This window comes from Vibrio sp. 1159 (assembly GCF_033340395.1).
Taxonomy (GTDB): Bacteria; Pseudomonadota; Gammaproteobacteria; order Enterobacterales; family Vibrionaceae; genus Vibrio; species Vibrio alginolyticus.
Genome location: NZ_JAWOWL010000006.1, coordinates 1 through 23700 on the forward strand (window position 1 = coordinate 1; position 23700 = coordinate 23700).

At 43.3% G+C, this 23700-nt stretch carries 17 protein-coding genes, 1 tRNA gene and 2 pseudogenes; 11 read left to right on the forward strand and 9 right to left on the reverse strand.

The genetic code is table 11. From position 1 onward, the window contains the following. Window positions 1–114: 114 nt before the first annotated feature. Entirely contained in the window at window positions 115–2046 is a 1932-nt protein-coding gene (locus R7127_RS06830; protein WP_104976537.1) for a DEAD/DEAH box helicase, read from the reverse strand. A gap of 413 nt (window positions 2047–2459) precedes the next feature. Here R7127_RS06830 and rnb point away from each other — a divergent pair, with 413 nt between their 5' ends. Both rnb and R7127_RS06840 read left to right on the forward strand, forming a co-directional pair. Then, window positions 2460–4463, forward strand: a complete 2004-nt coding sequence (gene rnb / locus R7127_RS06835) for an exoribonuclease II (RefSeq protein WP_017635749.1) — start codon at window positions 2460–2462, stop codon at window positions 4461–4463. A gap of 71 nt (window positions 4464–4534) precedes the next feature. Continuing rightward, window positions 4535–5344, forward strand: a complete 810-nt coding sequence (locus tag R7127_RS06840) for a helix-turn-helix transcriptional regulator (RefSeq protein WP_262584447.1) — start codon at window positions 4535–4537, stop codon at window positions 5342–5344. Between the two features lie 33 nt (window positions 5345–5377). Here R7127_RS06840 and R7127_RS06845 read toward each other — a convergent pair whose 3' ends face one another. Continuing rightward, entirely contained in the window at window positions 5378–5731 is a 354-nt protein-coding gene (locus tag R7127_RS06845; RefSeq protein ID WP_017635751.1) for a DUF3024 domain-containing protein, read from the reverse strand. Between the two features lie 266 nt (window positions 5732–5997). Here R7127_RS06845 and R7127_RS06850 point away from each other — a divergent pair, with 266 nt between their 5' ends. Beyond that, window positions 5998–6822: a phosphate ABC transporter substrate-binding protein gene (locus R7127_RS06850; protein ID WP_017635752.1), complete on the forward strand. Its 825-nt coding sequence runs from the start codon at window positions 5998–6000 to the stop codon at window positions 6820–6822. Window positions 6823–6885: 63 nt separating this feature from the next. Here R7127_RS06850 and R7127_RS06855 read toward each other — a convergent pair whose 3' ends face one another. Further along, complete coding sequence (locus R7127_RS06855; protein WP_005375670.1) at window positions 6886–7566, reverse strand: MaoC family dehydratase; 681 nt, start codon at window positions 7564–7566, stop codon at window positions 6886–6888. 329 nt (window positions 7567–7895) lie between these two features. On the opposite strand from R7127_RS06855, the gene R7127_RS06860 reads away from it, so the two are divergent. Next, window positions 7896–7986, forward strand: a tRNA-Ser gene (locus R7127_RS06860). 160 nt (window positions 7987–8146) lie between these two features. Here R7127_RS06860 and R7127_RS06865 read toward each other — a convergent pair. Next, on the reverse strand, window positions 8147–9697 hold the full coding sequence (locus R7127_RS06865; protein WP_033907145.1) for a PAS domain-containing methyl-accepting chemotaxis protein: 1551 nt from the start codon (window positions 9695–9697) through the stop codon (window positions 8147–8149). A gap of 285 nt (window positions 9698–9982) precedes the next feature. Here R7127_RS06865 and modF point away from each other — a divergent pair, with 285 nt between their 5' ends. After that, a complete protein-coding gene (gene modF, locus R7127_RS06870) occupies window positions 9983–11437 on the forward strand; it encodes a molybdate ABC transporter ATP-binding protein ModF (RefSeq protein ID WP_318141916.1) in 1455 nt (484 codons plus the stop codon). Here modF and R7127_RS06875 read toward each other — a convergent pair. Further along, window positions 11425–12898 (reverse strand): annotated as a pseudogene (locus R7127_RS06875) (EAL domain-containing protein). The gene modF and the pseudogene R7127_RS06875 overlap by 13 nt on opposite strands. Window positions 12899–13246: 348 nt before the next feature. Between R7127_RS06875 and R7127_RS06880 the strand changes: the two are divergent. From R7127_RS06880 to R7127_RS06890, 3 genes are all read left to right on the forward strand, one after another. Continuing rightward, the gene (locus tag R7127_RS06880; RefSeq protein WP_005386192.1) at window positions 13247–13981 is read left to right on the forward strand and encodes an IclR family transcriptional regulator; all 735 of its coding nucleotides are present in this window, start codon (window positions 13247–13249) and stop codon (window positions 13979–13981) included. 6 nt (window positions 13982–13987) lie between these two features. Then, window positions 13988–14827, forward strand: a complete 840-nt coding sequence (locus tag R7127_RS06885) for an arginase (protein ID WP_005375657.1) — start codon at window positions 13988–13990, stop codon at window positions 14825–14827. Between the two features lie 306 nt (window positions 14828–15133). Beyond that, a complete protein-coding gene (locus tag R7127_RS06890; protein ID WP_172563870.1) occupies window positions 15134–18160 on the forward strand; it encodes a DUF6701 domain-containing protein in 3027 nt (1008 codons plus the stop codon). 64 nt (window positions 18161–18224) lie between these two features. Here the strand turns inward: R7127_RS06890 and R7127_RS06895 are convergent, their stop codons facing one another. From R7127_RS06895 to pcp, 4 genes are all read right to left on the reverse strand, one after another. Then, window positions 18225–19517: a DEAD/DEAH box helicase gene (locus R7127_RS06895; RefSeq protein WP_025768979.1), complete on the reverse strand. Its 1293-nt coding sequence runs from the start codon at window positions 19515–19517 to the stop codon at window positions 18225–18227. Between the two features lie 170 nt (window positions 19518–19687). After that, window positions 19688–20674, reverse strand: coding sequence for a CobW family GTP-binding protein (locus tag R7127_RS06900; protein WP_262584446.1), 987 nt, complete (start codon window positions 20672–20674; stop codon window positions 19688–19690). Window positions 20675–20737: 63 nt separating this feature from the next. After that, complete coding sequence (locus tag R7127_RS06905; RefSeq protein ID WP_005375648.1) at window positions 20738–21001, reverse strand: hypothetical protein; 264 nt, start codon at window positions 20999–21001, stop codon at window positions 20738–20740. A 198-nt stretch (window positions 21002–21199) separates the two neighbouring features. Then, the gene (gene pcp, locus R7127_RS06910; protein WP_238852879.1) at window positions 21200–21838 is read right to left on the reverse strand and encodes a pyroglutamyl-peptidase I; all 639 of its coding nucleotides are present in this window, start codon (window positions 21836–21838) and stop codon (window positions 21200–21202) included. Window positions 21839–22127: 289 nt separating this feature from the next. On the opposite strand from pcp, the gene R7127_RS06915 reads away from it, so the two are divergent. The 3 genes and pseudogenes from R7127_RS06915 to R7127_RS06925 form a co-directional block, all read left to right on the forward strand. After that, the gene (locus R7127_RS06915; RefSeq protein WP_005375646.1) at window positions 22128–22376 is read left to right on the forward strand and encodes a hypothetical protein; all 249 of its coding nucleotides are present in this window, start codon (window positions 22128–22130) and stop codon (window positions 22374–22376) included. A 306-nt stretch (window positions 22377–22682) separates the two neighbouring features. Then, the gene (locus R7127_RS06920; protein ID WP_005375644.1) at window positions 22683–22895 is read left to right on the forward strand and encodes a cold-shock protein; all 213 of its coding nucleotides are present in this window, start codon (window positions 22683–22685) and stop codon (window positions 22893–22895) included. A 359-nt stretch (window positions 22896–23254) separates the two neighbouring features. Further along, a pseudogene (locus tag R7127_RS06925) lies at window positions 23255–23561 on the forward strand (S1 RNA-binding domain-containing protein); the annotation flags it as partial. Window positions 23562–23700: the final 139 nt, after the last annotated feature.

The window sequence follows — 23700 nt, forward strand, 5'->3', positions numbered from 1 at the left end:
CTTTAAAATACAAAACGCCCGATGAAGTACATCGAGCGTTTTAGTTAAAAAGTGTCAACCCATATCAGGACGGGTCATTGTAGCAACTTAAACCGTCGCTTTAATCACTCGTGATTATGCGTCTGTACGACGGCCACGACCGTGACCACGTTCACCACGATGTGCACCACGGTGATCACCACCACGGTTGCGATCGAAACGACGTTCGCCACCTTCACGATTACCATCGCGGTTGCCGTCACGGTTACCACGGAAACCACCTTCGCGACGACCGCCTTCACGACGATCACCACCACGATTGCCGCCTTCGCGGTTGCCACGGTAACCACCGCCATCACGACGACCACCTTCGCGACGACCACCGTCACGGCGACCACCACGAGACTCGCGGAAATCATCGAAATCACATACTACAGCACCAACATCTTGTTGACGGATACGTAGTTTGCTTAGCTTGTTCGCCGCGTCTGAAGTCATTGCTTTAGGTAGCTGTACGAATGTGTGGCCTTGAGCTAGCTTGATCGCACCGATAGAACCTTTACCTAGACCTAGTTCGTTTGCTAGAGCGCCAACGATGTCTTTAACTTGAACGCCTTGCTCACGACCAACTTGAAGCTGGTAAGTATCCCAGTCTTGGTTGTTGAAGTTACGACCGCCATCGCGACCACCTTCACGACGCTCTTTACGACGTTGCTTGTCACGCTCAATTGCTTCAACCATTGGGTCTTCGCCAATGTAGAACAGAGGACGTTTGCCTTGCTGACGCTTAAGAAGCATAGCAGCAAGTGTTGCTGGGTCGATGTCTAGAGAAGTTTGTAGTTTCTCTACCAACTCAGCAAATTTGTCTAGTGCTTTGTGCTCTTTCTCTGCTTCAAGCTCAGCGCCTAGCTTAGCTAGACGAGCTTCAGCAACTTGGTCACGTAGAGGAAGTTGGATTTCTTCCATAGATGACTTAGTTACACGCTCGATAGTGCGAAGCATACGAATTTGGTTAGTGCGAACTAGAAGGATCGCTTTACCCTTACGTCCAGCACGGCCAGTACGACCGATACGGTGGATGTATGACTCAACATCAAATGGGATGTCGTAGTTGAATACGTGCGTAATACGTGGAACGTCAAGACCACGAGCTACAACATCAGTTGCAACTAGGATGTCAATAACACCTTGTTTGATGTGATCAACAGTACGCTCACGTAGAGACTGAGGAATGTCACCGTGCAGTGCAGCTGCTTTGAAGCCACGTGCAGATAGCCAGTCAGCCAGACGCTCAGTATCTTGACGAGTACGTACGAATACGATTGACGCGTCAGTTTCTTCAGTTTCAAGAAGACGAGACATTGCTTCATCTTTCTCTACACCTTTCACTACCCAGAACTGTTGTTGAACTTTGTCTACAGTGTGGTTTTTACCAGCAACGTCAACCGTTACAGGGTCACGAAGGAAACGTTCAACGATCTTCTTCAGCATTGGAGGCATAGTTGCAGAAAACAGAACGCGTTGTGCTGACTCTGGAGCGTGCTCCATGATCGCAGTTACGTCATCTACGAAACCCATGTTTAGCATTTCGTCTGCTTCATCAAGAACGAAAGTACTAACTTCGTCTAGGTGTAGACGTTCGCGATTGATAAGATCTTGAACACGGCCTGGAGTACCGACAACTACATGAGCGCCACTTTTAAGAGCACGCATTTGGTCGACAATAGATGCGCCACCGTAAATCTCTAGAACTTTCAAACCTTTGATGTTTTTACCAAGGTTTTTCATTTCCGCTGCAACCTGAATTGCCAGCTCACGAGTCGGAGCAAGTACAATCGCTTGCGGTTTGCGTTGGTTTAGATCGAGTTTGTTGAGAAGAGGCAGAGAGAACGCTGCTGTTTTACCTGTACCTGTTTGAGCTTTACCCAGCGCGTCAGCACCTTCCAATAGGTGTGGGATTGCCGCAGCCTGAATTGGAGTTGGTGACACGAAACCCATTCCGTCTAGAGCAGAAAGGATAGAATCATTCAGAGATAAATCACTGAATTGAATAACAGAATCTTGCATTGGGATCCTACTTAATTAAACAAAAAAACAGTCCCATATGCTCTTCCAATTCGATACTGATCCATCCAGATACTGATTCCATTCAGACGGGAACACAGCACAGTACACAACCGCGATAAGCCATTAGGGACGACTAAGGGAGGCGGATTATTCCTTAAAAGCATAAAAAAATCCAGAAAAAATTGAATTACATCACAATTTATTCTCAACAATGGTATTTTTAGCATATTTTTCCACCAACCCTACCATTCCCCGTAGATTCGCGTAACTCACAGATGAGAATTTCATCAATATTTAAGCCAATTTCTCGTGGTTAAATTGGCAAAATTCACGGCGAAATTACGCTCCACAGGTAGTAATAATAGCTCGCAATGATTATAGTGTGCCCAACTCCATAGGTAATTTAAGAAAAGATGTTTCAAGATAACCCACTACTCGCTCAGCTTAAGCAGCAAATCCAAGAAAACCTGCCTAAAAAAGAAGGCTCAATAAAAGCCACAGATAAAGGCTTTGGCTTTTTGGAAGTGGATAGTAAGACGAGCTTCTTCATCCCGCCTGCGTACATGAAAAAGTGCATGCACGGTGACAAAGTCATCGCCATTATCCGCACCGAAAATGAACGCGAAGTTGCAGAGCCACAAGAGCTGCTGGAACAAGCCGTGACTCGCTTTATTGGTCGAGTAAAAATGTTCAAAGGCAAGCTCAACGTAGCACCTGATCACCCACAGCTTAAAAAGCTATCTCTTAAAGCGAAACTAAAGAAAGGTCTAAAACCTGACGAGTTCGCCGAAGGTGATTGGGTTGTCGCACATCTTATTCGCCACCCTCTAAAAGGCGATAACTCTTTCTTCGTAGAAATTTCTGAAAAAATCACTGACGCGAATGATAAAATTGCGCCTTGGTGGGTAACGCTTGCTCAAAACGATCTACCAAACTCTGAGCCAGCAGGCATCGATAACTGGGAACTGAAAGACGACGCGGAGCTAGAACGCGTAGACATGACTCATGTTCCATTCGTCACTATCGACGGTGAATCGACTAAAGATATGGACGATGCGCTGTACGCGAAGAAAACCGTATCTGGCGATTTCGAACTCACCATCGCTATTGCGGACCCAACCGCTTACATCACACCTGAAGATGAAATGGATAAAGTAGCGCGTGAGCGTGGCTATACTATCTATCTTCCAGGACGCAACATCCCGATGCTACCTCGCGATTTAGCGGACAACCTATGTTCTCTGATTGAAGGTGAAACCCGCCCTGCTATTTGCTGTACCGTAACGGTAAGTAAAGATGGTGTGATTGGCGACGATATTAAATTCTTCGCGGCAAACATCAAATCACATGCACGCCTAGCATACGATCACGTGTCTGATTGGTTAGAAAACGGCAGCTCTGAAGCATGGACGCCATCTGAAGAGATCGCGACCATCGTTCGTGATCTTTATGAGTTCTCTCTTGCTCGCGCTGAATGGCGTGAGAAAAACGCAGTGGTCTTCCCTGATCGTCCTGACTACCGTTTTGAGCTCAGTGAAGATAACGATGTAATCGCTATCCACGCAGACATGCGCCGCAGTGCAAACCGTCTTGTTGAAGAATCCATGATTACCGCAAACATCTGTGCAGGTCGTACATTACGCGATAAATTTGAAACAGGTGTCTTCAATACGCATGCAGGTATCAAGAACGAGAAGATTGAAGAAGTGGTTCAACTTGTCAATCCAGAAGGCCAGTTGGAGTTCACAGCGGAGTCTATTGCTACGCTAGAAGGCTTTGCTGCGTTGCGCCGCTGGTTGGCAGCTCAAGAAACGTCTTATCTAGATAACCGCATTCGTAAGTTCCAAGCATACAGTGAGGTGGGTAATCAGCCTCTGCCTCATTACGCAATGGGTTTAGACATCTATGCAACTTGGACATCACCAATTCGTAAATACGGTGATATGATCAACCACCGTATGTTGAAGGCCGTCATCCTTGGTAAAGAACCCGTACAAAAACCAGATGACCAAGTAGGCGAAGAGCTAGCTCTACATCGTAAACATCATAAAATCGCTGAGCGAAATGTCTCAGATTGGCTATATGCACGCACGCTTGCTGATGAGCCGAGTAAGAAAACTTGTTTCACAGGTGAGATTTTCGATATTAATCGTGCAGGCGCACGTGTCCGACTTCTCGAAAATGGCGCAGCAGCCTTTATTCCTGGTGCACTAATTCTCGATAATAAAGAAAGAATTGAGTGCAATGGCGACAACGGTACCATCTCTATCGATAAAGAGGTCGTATACAAACTTGGGGATACATTGGAAATTGTCCTTACGGACGTAAACCAAGAAAACCGCAGTTTAGTTGCAAAGCCAACCCAGGTATTCGCTGAACAACCAGCAGCACAAACAGAACAGACTGTAAGTGAGTAATACCGAATGAAGTTAAAAGGCGCTCTATTGAGCGCCTTTTTTATTTGTTATGTAAAACGATAAGAAAGAGTATGCCGAACATTGAGATCATTCGCTTTAATCACTTCACTGCGCGCAAAAGTGAGCGTTACACTGCAACACATAATGGGTTATATATTGTTGAAGAAGGTGCCCTATTAGTTCATCAACCTAATGGCGAGCAATTTGAACTTAAAGCCGGAGATTTCACACTCTATAACTCCGCAGATCTGAGCAGTGCAGAAGCCGTCTCTAGTGACGGAGGCTTTAAAGCACTGGCTTTAGTCTTCAATCCAAATATATTCTGTGACTTTAAGAAAGCGCACCCGATGCTACGTTCCAAAACGGAAGAAAGGCGCTTCTATCCTTTTTCAACGCAACCCAGTGGCGAAGTAGCACAATTGAAGGACATGTTGGTTAAGTTAGCGAGTCGCAACGCTCCAGACTACACACAAAGCCATATCGCAATGGCATTGCTGTCGTTGATGGTTGAGGTAGAGCCAAACATCCTATCTATCATAGATGACGCAAGTAGCCTGAGCGACTCTCAAAAAGCCATTAAGTACATTGAGGGTAATATTGAAAAAGACATCACGCTAGAAGGCTTAGCGGCTCATATGAGCATGTCCATCGCAACCTTAAAACGTCGCCTCGCCGCAGATGATCTTTCGTTTTCTCAGATATTAAAGGTGAAACGGATAAACTTCGCAGCAACCCAACTGCGCAAGTCAGAAAAATCAATAACAGAAATAGCGTTTGAGTCTGGTTTTAAAAGTGCAGCGCATTTCAGTACAGCATTTAAATCCGTTTACAACATGACCCCCAAAGACTTTAGAAACCAAGTCGTTAAGCCTAAAGTATAAATCATGTCGGCATTCGCATCCGTTGGGCTCACCCTATTCCCAAAAACACGCTTGAGGATCACGCTCCAATTCGTTGAGTAAGTCCTCAAGCATTCGGCTAAATGGAAGTGGCTTATAAGGCACCCACCTTAACAGCTCGTTGTGATATGTGGGAACATAGAAATACCAAAGTTGGTTGTCCTCATCAAACATGATCTTCGCGACGGGAGAAGTATACTCGCTATGCTGGGAGTCGAGGAGAAAATGCGCCCGATGAAGCTCAACGCCATTTTCTACTAGCTCATAGAGGCACTTGCCCTGTTCGACAGGCAAGTTAGCATTACGCGCAGAGCAGAGCGATTGAACTGATTTGTATAAACGACTTGTCGCCATTTGGGACACTGACATCAACGTTCTCCCGATGGATGATAGTTAGAGCTGTCGATCCTAGTATATAACCTTTACATCATCACCGATGGTAGTTATCTACCTAACTCAAGTATAAGATAGCTATATTATCATTTGCCCAGATTATCATCTCAATCCACTTGGAAACGCTAGCTCCATCACCTCTTGACTAGAAACAATTCCCCTGTTTAGCGCTAACAGTTCACAAAAGTGTAACCTGAACGCAATATCATAAACTCTGCTTTATCCCGTATATGGAGTTTAATATGTTACGTTTTACTGTGGCGACGTTATTGGCCATAGCAGTCTCCCTCCCTACCATTGCAAAAGAAATCAACATCTCGGGTTCAACTTCGGTTGCTCGTGTGATGGATGTACTTGCTGAGGAATACAACAAAACACACCCAGACGATTACGTTGCTGTTCAGGGCATTGGTTCGAGTGCTGGTATCACCATGGTCAATAAAGGAGTAGCCGAAATAGGCATGAGCTCTCGCTATCTGACTGAAAGCGAAAAAGGTGAAGATCTCAATGTATACCCTATCGCTTATGATGGCCTCGCTGTTGTTGTAAACCGTACCAACTCTGTAGAAAACCTTTCTCAGCAACAGCTGTTTGATATTTACAAAGGTAAGATTAAGAATTGGAAAGAGGTCGGGGGCGCAGATCAGCCTATCGCGGTGGTTACTAGAGAAGCGTCTTCAGGTTCACGTTACAGCTTCGAAAGCTTGCTGGGACTGACCAAAATCGTTAATGATCGCCTTGTCTCGGATATCAGCCCAAACAACTTGGTTGTAAACAGCAACAGCATGGTAAAAACCATTGTTAACCATAACACTCGCGCCATTGGTTTTATCTCTGTAGGGTCAGTAGATCGCTCGATCAAGGCGATTCAGTTAGATGGTATTGACCCAACCTCGACAAACATTAGCAATCATAAGTACAAGTTGGCGCGACCATTCCTAGTGCTATACAAAGTAGATAAGATTAGCGATGCAGGTAAAGGTTTTATCGCTTTCCTTCGTTCAGAGCAGGGACAAAAAGCGATTGCAGATTACGGTTATACGCCAGTAAAAAACTTTAATCAGTAAAAATGAAAAAGAGAGCACCCTGATGCTCTCTTTTACTATGTCGTGTTCTATCCGGTTTCGGAATTAGAAATGCAGTTGAATTACAGAGACCACAACCGCACCAGGTCGACGAATACCTTCAATTTCCACTTTAATTTCGCGCTCAATCTCCAAACCTTTTTTGATTGGCGTTACTTTTGTTAACGTGCTGACTGCACGAACATTATTGCCTGCTTTGACAGGGTAAGGGAAACGGACTTGGTTTAAACCCAAGTTAACTACCATTTTAGCTGTTGGGAACATTGGCTTGTCTGGATCGACTGAATCCGTCAGTTTAGGCAGCAATGCTAATGTTAAAAAGCCATGAGCGATAGTTGTCTTAAATGGAGATTCAGTTGAAGCACGCTCTGGATCGGTATGAATCCATTGCATGTCTTCCGTTACCGCACCAAATTGGTTAATACGTTCTTGAGACACATGAACCCAATCACCAGTGTGAATAACTTCGCCAATTTTTTCACTTAACTCGTCATAAAGCTTTTGAGCCTCAGGTGCCATTACGATCGGTGCAGGTTGAGGTGCAACTTCTTCGTTGACGGCAGGCTGCTGGTGATCACGAACTTTTGAGAAAAGAAAGCTATTTTGAGCTTTCCCCAAAAAGTCACTCCAATAATCGCGTAACGTTGGAGACATCCAATTCATAAACTCGGATTGATGAGCAGAAATCGCATCAACTTTGTCTTTAAATAGATTTGTGACCTTCATAAACACCCTTAAGAATTCTAAGCACAACTGGCTATACCAGTTAATTTTGAATTAGTTCACAAAGTCTTGCAAATACTTTCGGGCGAACACATGTACCCTAAAAGCATGTTATGTCTTATATATCAGCAAGATAACAATAAAACACCATTTTATTGACGTGCGCCAATATAAAGTAAAAACTCTATAAATTGGTACTTTTTGTCCCTTTTTCACTCCGTTTTCAAACTGTCCAACATCACATCAGTGATCATAAAACAAGCAAACAGTACTTCTATTATAATTCAGCACTTTACAAGTCGGACTATGCTCCTTATTATACCGCCCACAACGGAGAGATGGCTGAGTGGTTGAAAGCACCGGTCTTGAAAACCGGCATACGTTAATAGCGTATCTAGGGTTCAAATCCCTATCTCTCCGCCACTTATTTAGAGAGCTCGCATTTATTGCGAGCTTTCGTCGTTTTAGCTCTTAAAAAACGAGATTTAGAAATCCTCGCTCGTAAACGAATCCGGCACTTCACTATATTCCAGTTAAAAGCCCGCTAATGTTTAGCGGGCTTTTAACTTCGATTTTCTAAAGTTTAAGCAAACTTCTTAATCATTTCAGACAGGTCATTGGTGCAATTTTGCACTTTGGTGTTCATATGATTCGTTTCAGTCATCAGTTCATACGATTCACTGTACTTTAAATTAAGCGACTGGATGTTTTCATTTATTTCATCCGTTACATAAACCTGCTCTTCTATCGCGACCGCAATTTGTTGGTTTCGTTCGACGACGTCCTGAACAAGGGATTCCAATTGTTGAATGCTATCCAAAGCAGTACCTAACAATGTTACCGTTCCGGTCGACATTTCATTACCTTTCTCTAACGCAGAAACCGCTGATTTGCTCCCATTTTGAATCCCTTCAATGGCCGATTTAATCTCTGTTGTCGATTCCTGAGTTCTTTTAGCTAAGGTTCTCACTTCATCTGCTACAACGGCAAACCCTCTGCCTTGTTCGCCTGCCCTCGCGGCTTCAATTGCAGCGTTCAACGCTAATAAATTAGTTTGTTCGGCAATACCATTGATGACTTCAACAACGGTTCCAATTTGCTCGGTTTGTTGGTTCAAACGTATGACCACTTTAGATATTTCGCCGAGCTCACCCACCAACTCTAAAACCGATTGGTTAACATTATCGATAACGCTACGGCTGTCTATCATCGTATTTTGCGCTTCTAACGTAGCCTCGGCGGTCGCTTGAGCATTATTTGATATCTCAGATGAAGAGGCTTGCATCTCGTTGACCGCTGTTGCGACCGAGTCAATCTCCACTTTCTGTGCGCTTAAGTTCTCCGTCACTTGCTGGCTATTTGTCGCAGCACTGTTAGCACTTGCGCGCGTTTCTTCGCAAGAGTCTTTTACAGACACGCCAACGCGCCCCAATAGCGCATTGGCAAATTGCTTACGCATCTTCATACCCAGCTCAATCTCAGCCAGATCGTTGATTCTTCCGCAATAAATATATTCCATGAGTGGATTGTTGAAGTCTTGCCTAGCCTGTTTAGCGAGCTTCTCAACTGGTCTGGTTAATACATAAATAGAGAAAACGGAAAGTAACGCAACAACGCCAAACGCTATCACTGGTGATTGATTCATTTGTAGAATGAGTAAGCCAAGAAGGTTTGAAATTAAAAGGAAGAAGGCCGATCTCATCCACAAACGTGTACGAGGAAGATACATTTTCCACGGCTTACGATTATTTCGAAGCTTCGAATACGCTTTTTCCGCTCGCTGGATGTGTATACGCTCAGGTTTAAATCTCACTGATTGGTATTCCACAACTTCACCATTAGATTTTATAGGAGAAGCAAACGCGTCAACCCAATAATAGCCGCCGTTTTTACGTCGATTTTTGACCATTCCCATCCAGTGTTTGCCAGTTTTCAGGTGAGTCCATAAATCTTTAAAAGCCTGTTTTGGCATATCAGGATGACGCACAACATTGTGGGGTTTACCGATAAGCTCCCCTTCATCAAACCCCGCTACTTCATTAAAGTTTTCACTGGCATATTTGATGTAACTGGAGGTATCGGTAATGGAAACTAGGCTGTAACTCGAAGGGTAATCGTATTCCGTTTCACTCATAAACATGTGTCCTTACATTGATTAATTAACAAACGGCAAATATGAATTTATCAGCATAACATTTACATGCATAATGATAGGTTGATTCAAAAATAAAACAAAATTATTGACAAGTTTACTTGTTACTTAATGACTCTAGTCGCATTTTTATCCTCTAATACAAGGCTTCGTTAATATGCACAAGACTGAGTACTGTTCAAAATTAATACACAAAAGCGCTTCCGTACTGAGTTCGTAAATTGTTATAAGTAATCCACTAAAACGAAAACAAGGAAGACAAACACAATGACTATTCACTTTCGTCAGCTTGCAGCTAAGAGAAATACGACACACTTGTTTATTGACGATTGGAAAATTAACACTCAGCAGTCTTGGGGGATATTCAGCGCGGATGGAGATATTGGCTCTCTGCTTGGAGACCTTATTTGTGATGAAATGTCACCAAATAGTGGGGAAATTGAGCTAAATGGGCTGTCCGTTGCGCAAGTGTCGTTATCAGAGCAACAGCGATTACTGGAAAGAGAATTAGAAAAGGATGATACGGATTTTCTTGATCGTATCGACCGAGGAAGCACTGTTTATTCATTAATCCTAGAGCAGAGCCAAGACACTAACTTAACTGAACAGCTAATTAATGATCTCGACCTAAGTCATCTTAAAGATAGTGGCTTCCGCGTTCTCTCTACCGGAGAAACCAGAAGAGTAATGCTCGCCCGAGCTTTAGCCACACAACCTGACTTAGTATTACTTGATAATCCATTTACTGGCTTAGATATTGAGCACCGAGCTGCTCTCGCTCGCTATTTACACTCGCTTTCTCAAAATGTGCAACTACTCATAACCTTCTCTCGCGAATCTGACATGCCTGAGTGGATCAATAGCATCGCGCTTTTCAGTGCAGGAAAACTTGATAGTACAATGGATAAGTCCAGTTGGGATAATCATCCAATCATTGGACAAATTAAATCTCAGTCAGAACAACAGAGTGAAGAAATGATGAGCTTGATACGTCAGCATCAGCACTCGACGCCATTCAACAACCCAATATTTGAACTAAAGAATGGGGCTGTTGAATACACCGATAAGAAGATTTTTACTGACTTGAACTGGCGCATAGACAAGGGCCAACATTGGCAGGTCAAAGGTCCAAATGGTTGTGGAAAGAGTACCTTACTTGGATTGATCTTTGGCGATCATCCGCAATGCTACAGCAATGACATTGATATTTTTGGTAAAAAGCGTGGTACTGGCGAGACAATCTGGGAAATTAAGCAGCATATCGGCATGGTGTCTTCAGCGCTACACCTCCAATATCGAGTCAATTGCAGCGCATTAGAAGTCATTTTGTCAGGATTTTACGATTCGATCGGGTTGTATAACCAGCCAACTCGCAAAGAGATAGATATTGCAAACGAGTGGCTCGATATCTTACATATGAGCCAGTACAAAAAAACCTCATTTAAGCAATTAGAGTACGGCCAGCAGCGACTATTACTGATTGCAAGAGCCATCGTGAAACAACCCACATTATTGATTTTGGACGAGCCGTATCAAGGGTTAGATTTTTTGGGTAGACGGTTAGTTAAGAACACACTTGAACTCATCGCTAGAGAGAATTTAAGCCAACTATTGTATGTGTCTCACTACCAAGAAGATCGCTTAGATAGCATCAAAAATGAGTTAGAGTTTGTGTTTGATGAAAATGCTCAGTGTTATAGAGCTAACGTCTACCAATCATAATGACTTCGCTGCGCAAGCTGCTCATAAGGTAATGGTTTGGAGTACAGGTATCCCTGATGATATCTCACTCCCATCTGCTTTAAGTGTTCAGCTTGCGCTATGGTTTCCACGCCTTCAGCGATCAATTGTACTTGTAATTCTTCCGCGAAGTGAACCATCGCTTTTAAGACAGAAGCACTAAGGCTAGGAATACCAATGGTTTCGACAAAGCACTTATCGATTTTTAAGTAATCTATGCGCATGTGCTGTAGAAATGCTAACGAGGTTTGGCCAGTTCCAAAATCATCGATCAGCACATCAATACCATGCACTCGCAGTGCTGCAATGCATTTTCTCGCCTCTGAATCAATGAGCTGACGCTCCGTTATCTCTACCCCTAATGAGACTTTGTTTCGGCTCAACTGTCTGTCGAGCAATTGAATTTTTCTGATCGCGTTTGGTCCGACTAAATAACCAGGCGGCACGTTAATACCAAGGTGGACAGGCTGATCAAAGCCTAATTTACTGAAGTCCTCTGCCGCTTTATCCAGAACGAAATCGGTAAGTAAAAAAAACCAATCCACTTTGCTCTGCCGCAGGGACAAACTCATCCGGAGAAATGAACCCCTTACTTTGATGCTCCCATCGCACTAGCGCTTCAAACCCGAATAACTGGCCGGTATCAACGTTAACTTGCGGTTGGTAATACAGGGTCAACTCTCCTCTTTTTATCGCTCTTTTAAGATCCAGTATCAAATTGCGATGAGGATCAATAAACTTATTCAACGCATACAAGCAAAGGTAGATCACGAAAATAATTGGAATTGAGTACAAAAAATAGGAAAGTGTTCTCTGTTTGACGAAAAGATCGCTGGCTTCGCTCAAAGCTTCATACTCAAACATTTGCGACGATTTGATACCGATAGGATTACTTCCCGCTCTTAATGCTCCTTCAGGTGAAACTTGCTCATGGATAAACAGCGCAGAGCGTTTTAGGCGTAAATCGTTGTTAAACCCTATTGTCGCATTAAAGTAGTCATGATCGATAATCGTTACGGCTTGATTACCCCGCTCTCCTTCCGTTACCACTAGCAAGAACTGATCGTACAAGCTATCAACACTACCAAGCGCTAGCGTTTGTCCCTTGGGAAAGGCGATGTGCTCAGCTAACGGTTTAGAGATACTTCCCAATTTCGAAGAACAAGTAATGACTCCCTCTTTCACAATGAGCATTTCTTCAATATCTCGTTCAAACATTAAGCTTTGCTGGAGCTCTTCACATCGTTCAGGGTGTAGCAGCGCCGTGCGGTTTTCTGTCTCTATTTGGAATAAAATTTCATCTGCAATTTGCACATTTTTTTCTAATAAATGATTGAGATTGTTTTGCACGCTTTCACGAGCTAAATACAAAACCTCTCCAATAACCAAGGGAATAGGCAGAAGGAAAATGATGGCTTTTTTAAAAATCGCCTTATTCAGCATATAAAAGTAACCTTTTATAAAACCGATTTACTGAGATGGTACCTCGATTCCGATACCCGCTAGCAACTCACGTTTTTTAACATTATTTGTTTGGATTAACTCAGTATGCGAAACGCTGAGTAATACCGCAAACTAAACAATGTCTTAATCACTCCTGTTCCAATTTAGTATCAAGCGCCTCAAACCTGAGACTTTAATTCGACACCATGTTATGTCTATCGGTACTTGCGAAAGTCTTTACCTGTCTGTTTCTCATCATGTAAGAATTACCCATTAAAATTATTTTTCTTTTCTCATTGATTAAGAATTATATTTGTCGTAACTCCGACAACACGTTACAACACTCTCATGACGACAAACAAAGCTAATGCTAACCAGGTAAACGAAAAATCACTGCAGTTGTTAATGCAAGTTGCAGTTAGTCCGTTCCCAGTTTCTGCGAAAACGCTAAGCGAGCAATTGAACGTTCCTTTAAGCAGCCTTTACCGACACTTAAAACTGCTTAAAGAGTGGAACTTGATCGAAGAAAGCGTTCACGACAAGACATTTGTCGTTGGTCCAGCGGCATTATTACTCATGCACAGCTATGAGACCGCGCAACATGGGCTCGACATGGTCGAAACCATACTGGCTAGGTTGGTACAACAAACCGGGGAAATGGCCGCTTATATGGTACCAGCTGGTTATCGTGCGCTTTGTGTCAGACAGAAAGAAAGTATGCAGGCGCTGCGTTGCAGCTTCGTCCAGGGTCAAAGTCAACCTCTGCTGCGCGGTGCCTCATCTAAAGTGATGCTCGCTTTTATGCCTCAAAGTCGATGCGAGAAAATCTTGAGATATTTTAATCAAGATCACCGACGCGACGAGTGGGAAAAAGAGCTCACAACCATCCGTAAACACGGATATGCCGTCAGTACTTCTGAGATTGACCCTGGTGTGTCAGGTATTAGCGCACCGGTAATGAAAGGAAGCAAACTGATTGGCGCAGTCTCGGTGATGGCTCCGGCCCACCGAGTCGAAAAGGATAAGCAGCGCATTATTTTACATGTACTGCAAGCGGCAAGGGCACTACCACCAGAAAGGTAATTCATCATGTTAAGCTTTTTCAAACGCTATAAACTCCATCACACAGTGAAACAGCCGCAACATTACCCTTTTTCTTTTATGACAGTGTGCGAGTATTTACCTCCTATGTCGAAGGGTGCGTTTGAATTAGCTGATCAAAGTTTGGAAAATGCTAGTGATTGGCTTTACCAACAACATGATCATGAAACCGCTGAGAACTATGGGCACTTCAACCACGACAAACTGGAGAATGGCGAGTTTCAGGAAGCGTTAAGCCTTTCGCTTTCTCGCCACTCAATTCCTGTTTTAGTAACTAACTGTACCGAGGCAATCTTGTCCATGTTACCTGTGGTCGTATCCTATCGAGACGAAGTGGGTGTCGTAAATATCGGGCATAACATGAACTTGAAACCGACACTTGAGCCACGCTTAGGCTCTGCATTCCATTTTGCTCTTTCTCGCTATCAAAACGTACGATTGTTTTTTGCTGGCGTCAGTGAGCAAGAGACGAAGCAGGAAACGTGGGAATACGCGGAAGATCAAGGTTGTGATTGGGTGACCGAGAAAGAGTTTTCTTTTCGTCATCGCAATAACGTTAAGCAACAGATCGGCAATTACCTAGACCACTGCGACCAAATAATCATTAGTATCGACCTTGGATCTCTAAAAACCAAAAACAGCCTTGATGGCGCGTCAGAAATTGATATCCAAATGGTTCTACGCACGATTAGGCAATGTCTGGTTGCAGGTAAAGTGAGAGCAATTCAGCTCGTTGGCGATCGAGATTGCCTGGTCTATTCGAGACAAACGAAAGCCATACTAGAAGAGTTATATCAGATGGCTCCACTCATCGTTCACGCTGCCTAGCGTTATAAACATTCAGAATCAGGATCGCTTCCTTCCTGATTCTGAATCAACATGCTTACTTATTATCCTTAACTAACAAATGGTTACACATATAAATCGACACACATCACACTTGCCTCTTGAACTAACCTGGCACTTACGTTGTAATAAGGCCGCTAAACTTTGGTATGACATACGAAATAAAAAATAACCAAAGTTCAATAACTAAGCGGCTTCAAAACAAAAAGTACCGCAGCTATTCCAATTTCAGTGAGCATTTGCTCACGCTCGCTTGATGCCATCTTGTTCCACTCATTAGGACATTTGATGATGCGTCTTTGCAGTATTTTCGCTGCGGTTCTTGTTTTACCGCTAGCCTCACACGCCAACACCTATGACGTAAAAGATCTATCTGAGTTAGGTCAACTTTGCTCACACAAGAGTTTTAGTATCGAAAGCGATGGCACGACTTATCGCTGTACAGGGAAACTAGTCCTACCCGCTGGTGATAAAATTGTCTCCTCATTACCGGAAAAAGAGATAACATTAAAAGCAGATTATGGCATTGTGTTAGAGGGGAATAATACAATTGGTGAACCCAATAAACGTATCTCTCTACACGCCCTCGCTACCGGATTAACGGTTAACAATGAGAAAGCATCAAACCTCGACGATTACCAAAACAAACACACTGTCATTTATGGTGATCTTCTATCGGCATACCCAACAAAGCTTCATAACATTCTCATAGACGGGAATATTAAGCTAACAGGTTCGACACTTAACATTGATGGAACGTACAACACCATTATTGGTGATATTTCGACACACAGCACGACCAATATACTTAATACAAACATCTGTGGTAAGGTCGAATCACAAGGCGAAACACTACACCTAAAAACAAACCATCCTTTACAAGACCATTTTGTCGTCGGTAATGTTTCTGCGCACAACTCTCTGATTATAAAAGATATGTCGATCTATGGTACAGCTGAATCTGTAGGATCGTCAGCTACATTAAGTGGCTCATTCTATAGTTCCATCGCAGCAATTAAATACTTCCAAACATTGAACTTCAACAACGCTCCAAATCAGCCTAGTCAAGTTTGTGGTGAAATCCAACAAACGCCAGGAAGTGCACAAACGAAAGCACAAGACAACAAATACACGCAATACTGTGGATTGGGCGAGGCTGATTGTCACTACTCTTCCCAAGTCTGTCCAATCACCCCTCAAGATGTTCCGAATTGCAGCATGCAGCCACCATCAGAGAACGACTTCGACCTAAGCGTCACACCATCGGACGACATGGCACTGATGTGCGGCGACGATCTTCCGCAATTTACAGCAATGACAACCAATAATGGAGAAGTTGTAAGCGCAGAAGTCAGTGCAGCCCTATCACACCCTGACTTGTTCACTTTAGAGGTGATCAAAGGTCAGCAGACATTAAAAGCAAACCAATTTATGTCTGACGACAATGGTGAGCTCGTTGTTCGAGTGGTCCCGAACGATATTGATACCATCGCGTTAGGTACTAACTACACGCTGACTTTCACTATGGCAGAAGACACCAGCAAGCATCAAACGGTTAGCTTTATGTTTACGCCATTTATGTTTGAGGCCTACTCAAAGACGAAAAGCGCCACTTTAAATGAAATACGCGTTATTGCAGGTAAACCAGAAAACGTGCATACGCGATTGCTGGCTTGTGCCTCCACAGGCGAACCTGTAGTGGCAAGCAACTACAATGGTACTCCTAAGGTTTTTCATCCATTGGTTCGGCCATTAGGAGGAAGTGAAGGAAGCTTTAGCTATTCAGCGGAATTTAAAGACGGCTTGTCTGAACATGGTCTTATCACGAACGAGTCCGGCATATTTGAAGTGACATTGTCCGATCATTTTGAATGTGAGGGATTTGAAGAATGTCCAGAAGAAGGCAAAGTGGAAGTGAAAGGGACATTTAATGTGCACTCGCGACCATGGACACTCGCTATTTGTGACAACCAACGTGCTTTGCCTTCTGGCACCTCTGAACAAGGAGAAGGGTTTCTTGCTGCCGGAGAACTTTTCTCTCTAACGGTGAAACCAATCATTTGGCAACCTGACGGCTCTGTAAGTGGGTCTGTTGAATCAGCACGATATTGTGATGCTTCTATCACCCGTAATTTTACGCTTGATGACGCTCCAGCAGCATCGGTTGTCTTGTCGAGTGAGCAACATACGCCATCAGAGACAGCGAACCAAACCTCAAAATTGCTAAAAAGTAGTGACTCACTGGCTCAGGCGCATAATTCAGCCAAGAATGATCAATTCGTCTTTAATGGATTATATTGGGAAGAAGTCGGGAGCTTGAGAGTAAAAGCAAACCTAGAAAGTAAATATCTAGGTATGACTGTGAACGAAGGCTATCGTTACGTTGGTCGTTTTTACCCAAAATATTTTCAAGTGCAAGACCAAGAATGGCACTACCCACATGGCCAAACTTTTGCTTACATGAATCAACCTTTTGAGAAAGTCACTTACGATGTTGTCGCACTCAATGCGAATAAGGAAAACGTGAAGAATTACGTCCACTTTTCGTCTAACCTTCAACAACATTTCGATTTAGGCGAGCTAAGCTCATACTCCGATCGGTTTTTGCCGCCTAAGCCTAAGAAGGTAGACTGGAAACTACTGGGTAGCGCGAGTGTTGGAACGTTTGTTATAGAGAAGCCCTCGACCAATGCGACTTGTAACAATAGCCCATGCTGGAGAAAGAACACGACAGATAAGCAATATCCTGATGGCCCATTTAATAAAGGGACTAACAGTGACAGCAGCAAAATAGGTATAGTCACGACTAAAGCCGTTGATGAGGTAAATTTCTTTGATAACAGCGAAATGCTCACTCAACAACCGGACATTCGATTCGGTCGTTTGAACTTTCAAGATGTAGGTGGCAACCAAGGCATGGTGTTCAAAGTGCCACTTGCTGTAGAAACTTGGCAAAACGGTCGATTTACGACTAACTTCGATGACAGTTCAACGACGGCGAATGGTGAATATTACTTCAGCACGCCAATTTGGTCGAATGCGCCTGCAAACAACGCCATGCTTTCTGGAGTTGGGACAATGCATGTTGGCAGGATGACCGATATCGTTGCAAGCCAAATTGACTCAGCACGCGAGCAAATACAATTCCACCTGGATTTAGACGGCTCAGGTAATCGCATCCCTTGGCTGAAATACGATTGGGATAACACGACAAGTGAAGAGGAAAATCCACCTGTTACAGTTACGTTTGGTATTCACCGAGGAAACGATCGCATTATTTATCGTGGTGAGCCAAATATGCTTGGCCTAAATTAACGCGAAACGACAAAACAAAAAAAGCCCCTCAATTGAGGGGCTCTTTTCACACAGACTGTGTAATTTACTTTGCGCCACGACGCGCTTTCAGGCGCTTCACCATAGCAAGACGACGCTCTGCCGACCCTTGGTCTGTTGCTGACTGGTTCGGATTATTACGACGACCTTGACGATTCTTAAACGCTGGTTTTGAGTGCAGCTTTTCAATGTAAGATTCACGCTGTTTTGGTTCATAGCCTGCAAGCTCAATACGGCGAATGCGTTGCTGGATTAGATTTTCAACCTGAACAACCGTGAGCTCTTCATCTCGATTTACAAATGAAACGGCATGACCTTGTTTACCTGCACGGCCTGTACGACCAATTCGGTGAACGTAATCTTCCGCTAGGAAAGGCATGTCATAGTTCACAACGTGAGGTAAATCTTCAATATCTAGACCTCGAGCAGCGACATCGGTAGCCACCATGACACGTGCTTTACCGGACTTGAACTCTTCTAACGCACGACGACGAGCACTTTGAGCACGGTCACCATGACAAACCACCGCTTTGATACCATCAAGTTTCAACTCTTTTACAACGTCGTTTGCGGTCTCTTTGTAGTTCACAAATACCAACACTTGTTTCCAGTTCTTACGACCAATCAGCTCCGAAAGCAGTTCCGTTTTTCGCTCTTGATCAACTGGATATAACACGTGAGCAACTGTCTGTGCTGTCGTATTCGCTCGCTCAACTTCAATACGCTTAGGCTTACGCAGGATATCTTTTGCTAACAGATTTAGTTGGCTCGAAGTCGTTGCAGAAAACATCATAATTTGCGGATCAGTATCCACATCTAGCATGATCTTACGTACTGCGTGAATAAAGCCCATGTCCAAGATACGGTCTGCTTCATCAAACACTAAAAACTCTAAGTGTGCGACCGAGACATTACCTTGTTCAATGTGCTCTTCCAATCGACCAGGTGTAGCCACTAGGATATCTACACCGTTTTCTAATGCCGTTACTTGAGAAGACATTTTACGGCCACCGAAAATCGCAGCCACCGACAGGTTCGTGTACTTCGTGTAAGCTTTGATGTTGTCAGCAATTTGTTCAGCAAGCTCACGAGTTGGAGCCAAGATAAGTGCGCGAGCAGTCTTACGAGAAGCGCTACGGTTACTGTCTAGCAACTGCTGAATCATAGGCAGAGAAAACGCAGCCGTTTTACCAGTACCTGTTTGTGCTGTAGCGAAAATATCATGGCCTTTGCGAGCCATTGGAATCGCCTTCTGTTGAATTGGCGTTAACTTTTCATAACCGCATTCTGCCAGTGCTTTAACCACTTCTGGCGCAAAACCTTGAGATGAAAATGACATTGAGCGTATTCCTTAAACAAACCACTAAAAATAGCTTTAAAAATTTAGCCGTGCACTATACCCGAATTTGAGTGATTTATCTCACTTTTCTCATTGAAATCCTACAAAAGAAAAAACGGTGAGCACAGATATATTAGTGGTTCACCGTTTTCGTTTAACCTTTGCGCGATTTAATGTTTGATGCCAGATAACTGAAGGAGAATTCGCTCAAGCTCATCCCATGGCAACAGCTGAGAATCTATCACTTCTAATCGTGATTCAAAGCCTTCTAAGCTGATTTCATTCACCGACACGACTCGGTTGGCAACATTAAACGCGTAACAACCTTGATCCGTATTGACCACTGCTTTAACACGCTCTGCGGTCAAGTCCGAAAGCATAGAGAAAAGCTTTTCAAAATCAAACTTATACTCTGCCCCAACCACCCACCCACAACTAAAATAACCCTGCCCTTTGTTCTCTTTGCGCACAAAGGCTTCACCAGGCGCCAATTGGAATTGAGGCTCTTGATGAGCGTGGTCATGATGATGTGACTCGATATGGGAAGAAGCGCTGCCGTAAACCCGCTCAATATCCAAGACTTCTATCGGCAACTCACCGTCATGAATAAGCTTACTGAATACTTTTGAAGGGGATTGGTCCGTCACCCAGTCATTAAACACATCAAGGTCGTGGCTGGAACATAGGTCAACCTTACTACCAATAACCACATCTGCACTGTCTAACTGGTCCACGAAGTTTTGGTTAGAAAGATACTTTTCATCACTTAAGTTACGCGGATCAACCAGAGCGATCGTCGCTTTTAGATCAACGTAAGGTTCATACTGTTCTGAGGTAAGCGTCGCGATAACCTGTTTTGGATGACCAAGGCCTGTCGGCTCAATCAATAAACGGTCCGGTTTTTGGCGCAGTAACGCGGTAATACCGACCGACATTGGCACGCCCGCCGTACAGCACATACAACCACCCGGCACTTCTTTAATCAGCGCGCCTTGGTCGGTCATCAATGCACCGTCGATGCCAATCTCACCAAATTCATTGACCAAAACCGCCCAGTTTTCTTTTTCCGGTTTGTTCTTCAGTAGATTTAAAATCGTGGTCGTTTTACCGACACCCAAAAATCCGGTCAGTATGTTGGTTGGTACTCGATTTGACATGCTTATCTCCGACACGTTAGTGCATTAATGCTCCAGCAAAGTATACGGAGAATGTGACTCGCTTCAACGCTTTTTATCGCACGCATCAAGCTCATTGCGTGATGCGTTGGAACACATTTTTCGAGCTTGTTTGGGTTGACTTATCAACTCTGAACGCTTCATATCAGACAGGTATCTACTGGTATAAATAACGCAAGTAAAAAACGCGATAATAGCGACTACGATGGGAAGAACTCCGAGCGTGTTTTCGAATTTAAGCGCAGCAATAGCCAACGCGAAAACAACGACAGAGATAAGTGCGATTGACTTACTTTTGTTGCTTTTCATAATAACTCGCCTTTCGTAAAGTTAGCCCCCTAACACCTCCTGTACTAGAAGAATGTCAGTTTGAACAACATCCAACCTGACTATTCAATGCTACTCCTTTCGCTACTTGTGAAATTTGACAAAGCTAACATTTACTACAACATCAAACGACGAGCTTATTATTATCTTTCATATACTTACTGGATTTTAAAACACTTACTAGCAAATCGACCCGCCGCTGACCAATATGTCGTTTTCATTGGCAATACAAACTTGCGCCACCAGCCTTAGCCCTTCGACTATCATCTCCAGAGACATAGAAGGCTGACTGCCATCTGCTGCTTGTACTGGCAATAATGGAATATGAACAAACCCGTGACGAATCGGATTGTCTTTCAAGTAATGTTGGATGCCATAAAAAAGGTGGTTACATACAAATGTTCCGGCACTGTTGGAAATCTGGCTAGGTATACCCTGCGTTTGCAATGTTTGCACAACACGCTTTATCGGTAGTGTCGAGAAGTAAGCATCAGGACCATCAGCCACCACGGGTTCATCAATCGGTTGATGACCAGCGTTATCTGGAATACGAAAATCATCGACATTGATTGCGACACGCTCTGGGGTTATCGCGCTACGCCCGGCCGCTTGCCCTACAGTAATCACACAGTCTGGCTGGTGCGCTTCTATTGCTTCAATAACGACTTTCACCGAGTCATATCGAACTACGGGGACTGGGCAAGTAACTATCACACCTCCTTTTATGGCCGCGGCCTCTAATTGCTTGACCGCTTCTAAGGCGGGGTTAATGGCGTCACCACCAAAAGGTTCAAAACCGGTAATCAGGACTTTCTTCATAACAGCCTTTAGGAAAAGAGTTTCACAAATTATTGCACTCCCCTTCACCCCATCCAATAGCAAAAGTATTGATGAGATAAACCAGACAACATTATGTGACTCATGTCTAACCAGAGAGTGTTTTCTGCCTCATTGAATCTAGGCAAGTTCCGGACTATCGAGACTAACTTATTGATGATTAGTGGCAGGGCAAGGTTCTCTCATTACATGACGCACGTAGAAGCTTGGTTTCCACGCTTAACTTAGGTAGAGTACGCGACCGCAATGCAATTCGAAGAGATTGAATACAATGAATATTGATAACCATGTAATCGAAACGATTGAAGAGTTAGAGGCATTTCTGCATTTAGTAGAAAGCGGCGCTCTTGGCCTTGAAGGTGTCACTGGCGTTGCGCTAGCCACCTCTAATACCGATGGTCGTCCATTTGTTGCCGTATTAGGAGAAAAGCACCAATTGCTCCTTGGCCGCTGGGTTTCGCAGCACGTATATGACAATGGTAAAGACATCGTTCGTAACGGCCCAACCAGAAAACACTAAGCGCTCGACGCCACCTATAACATCACGCCGTCTTATACACCAAGCGTATGCTTTGAAAGCAATGCGCTTGGTGTACTCAAAAAATAAAAAAGAAAAGGCTAGCCTTTATTAATTTTGTCGGTATATTGCACATCAGCTCTTACGGAAAGAGCTATTAATGTAATTAAAGATCAAAGTTTCTCTCAGTTCCACATCGAATTCCTCGTTTACGTTCCTGCGACAAAATAGTTATCTCTAAAATCATATAGTAGCACTTGATATTAGCTAAAAATTCAATATTTAAAACAATCAAATATAGAGGTATCTATGTCTAATAAATTAACTGGTTCAGTAAAATGGTTCAACGAAACTAAAGGTTTTGGTTTTATTTCTCAAGACAATGGCGGTGATGACGTATTCGTTCACTTCCGTTCTATTGTTTCTGAAGGCTTCAAAACTCTTACTGAAGGCCAAAAAGTATCGTTCGTTGTTGAACAAGGTAACAAAGGTTTACAAGCTGCTGAAGTAACTGCTCTGTAATTCTTTGTGTGGCATCAATGTTGTTGGTGCCACAATCCCCTTCCACTTATTACTGCCCTTACTATTCTCTATCTAAGTTTATATACCCAAATCACTTACCTCTCCCACACCATCATTAATCACTTTCAATAAAGTCACTTTGGTATACATCTTTAGGTAATCACACAACCTACCTTGCAATTCCAGTTTGGAATTAAATTAATCTCATTCATATCTGAATCACTTCGCCTCATGCTTTGCTCATAAAAATAAAGTTTATAAAATAAAAGCGATTGGCGAATATAAGAGAAAAAATGAAATTAAATATATCTGCTCAATCAATAAATTCTAATAACTACGAGCACATAATCCCTAGCTGAGAGGTTGAGTCAGCACTGAAATGTCATTACATGAAGCCATTTATCGGACAACACTTCATAGGGACAGCGTCTGGAGTCACATACTTCGCGGGATTTGTTGAGTTAGAGGAACCGAATCGAAGGTCTCATTCCTTTATCAAGTTTCCAAAATGGTGAGTTCGAATTTGATGTAGTCAAACAAAAAATTTCCAGCCAGAGCGCCACGTTTACTTTAGGGACCAAAGTGCACGTGTTGGTTAAAGACGCCGATTCGAGACAAAGAAAGATCATGTTCAACTTAAAAGACGCGGAACACGCGGTAGGTTAGCCTGTTTTAGGTTACTTTCTAATCCATTAATCAAAAATAAAAAATAAGCTTTTAATACCGCAATTAACTTGTGACATTTCGCTGACATCGACTCATTCTAAAACCCTAACATCTGACAAAGGAAACGAATCTAATTTTT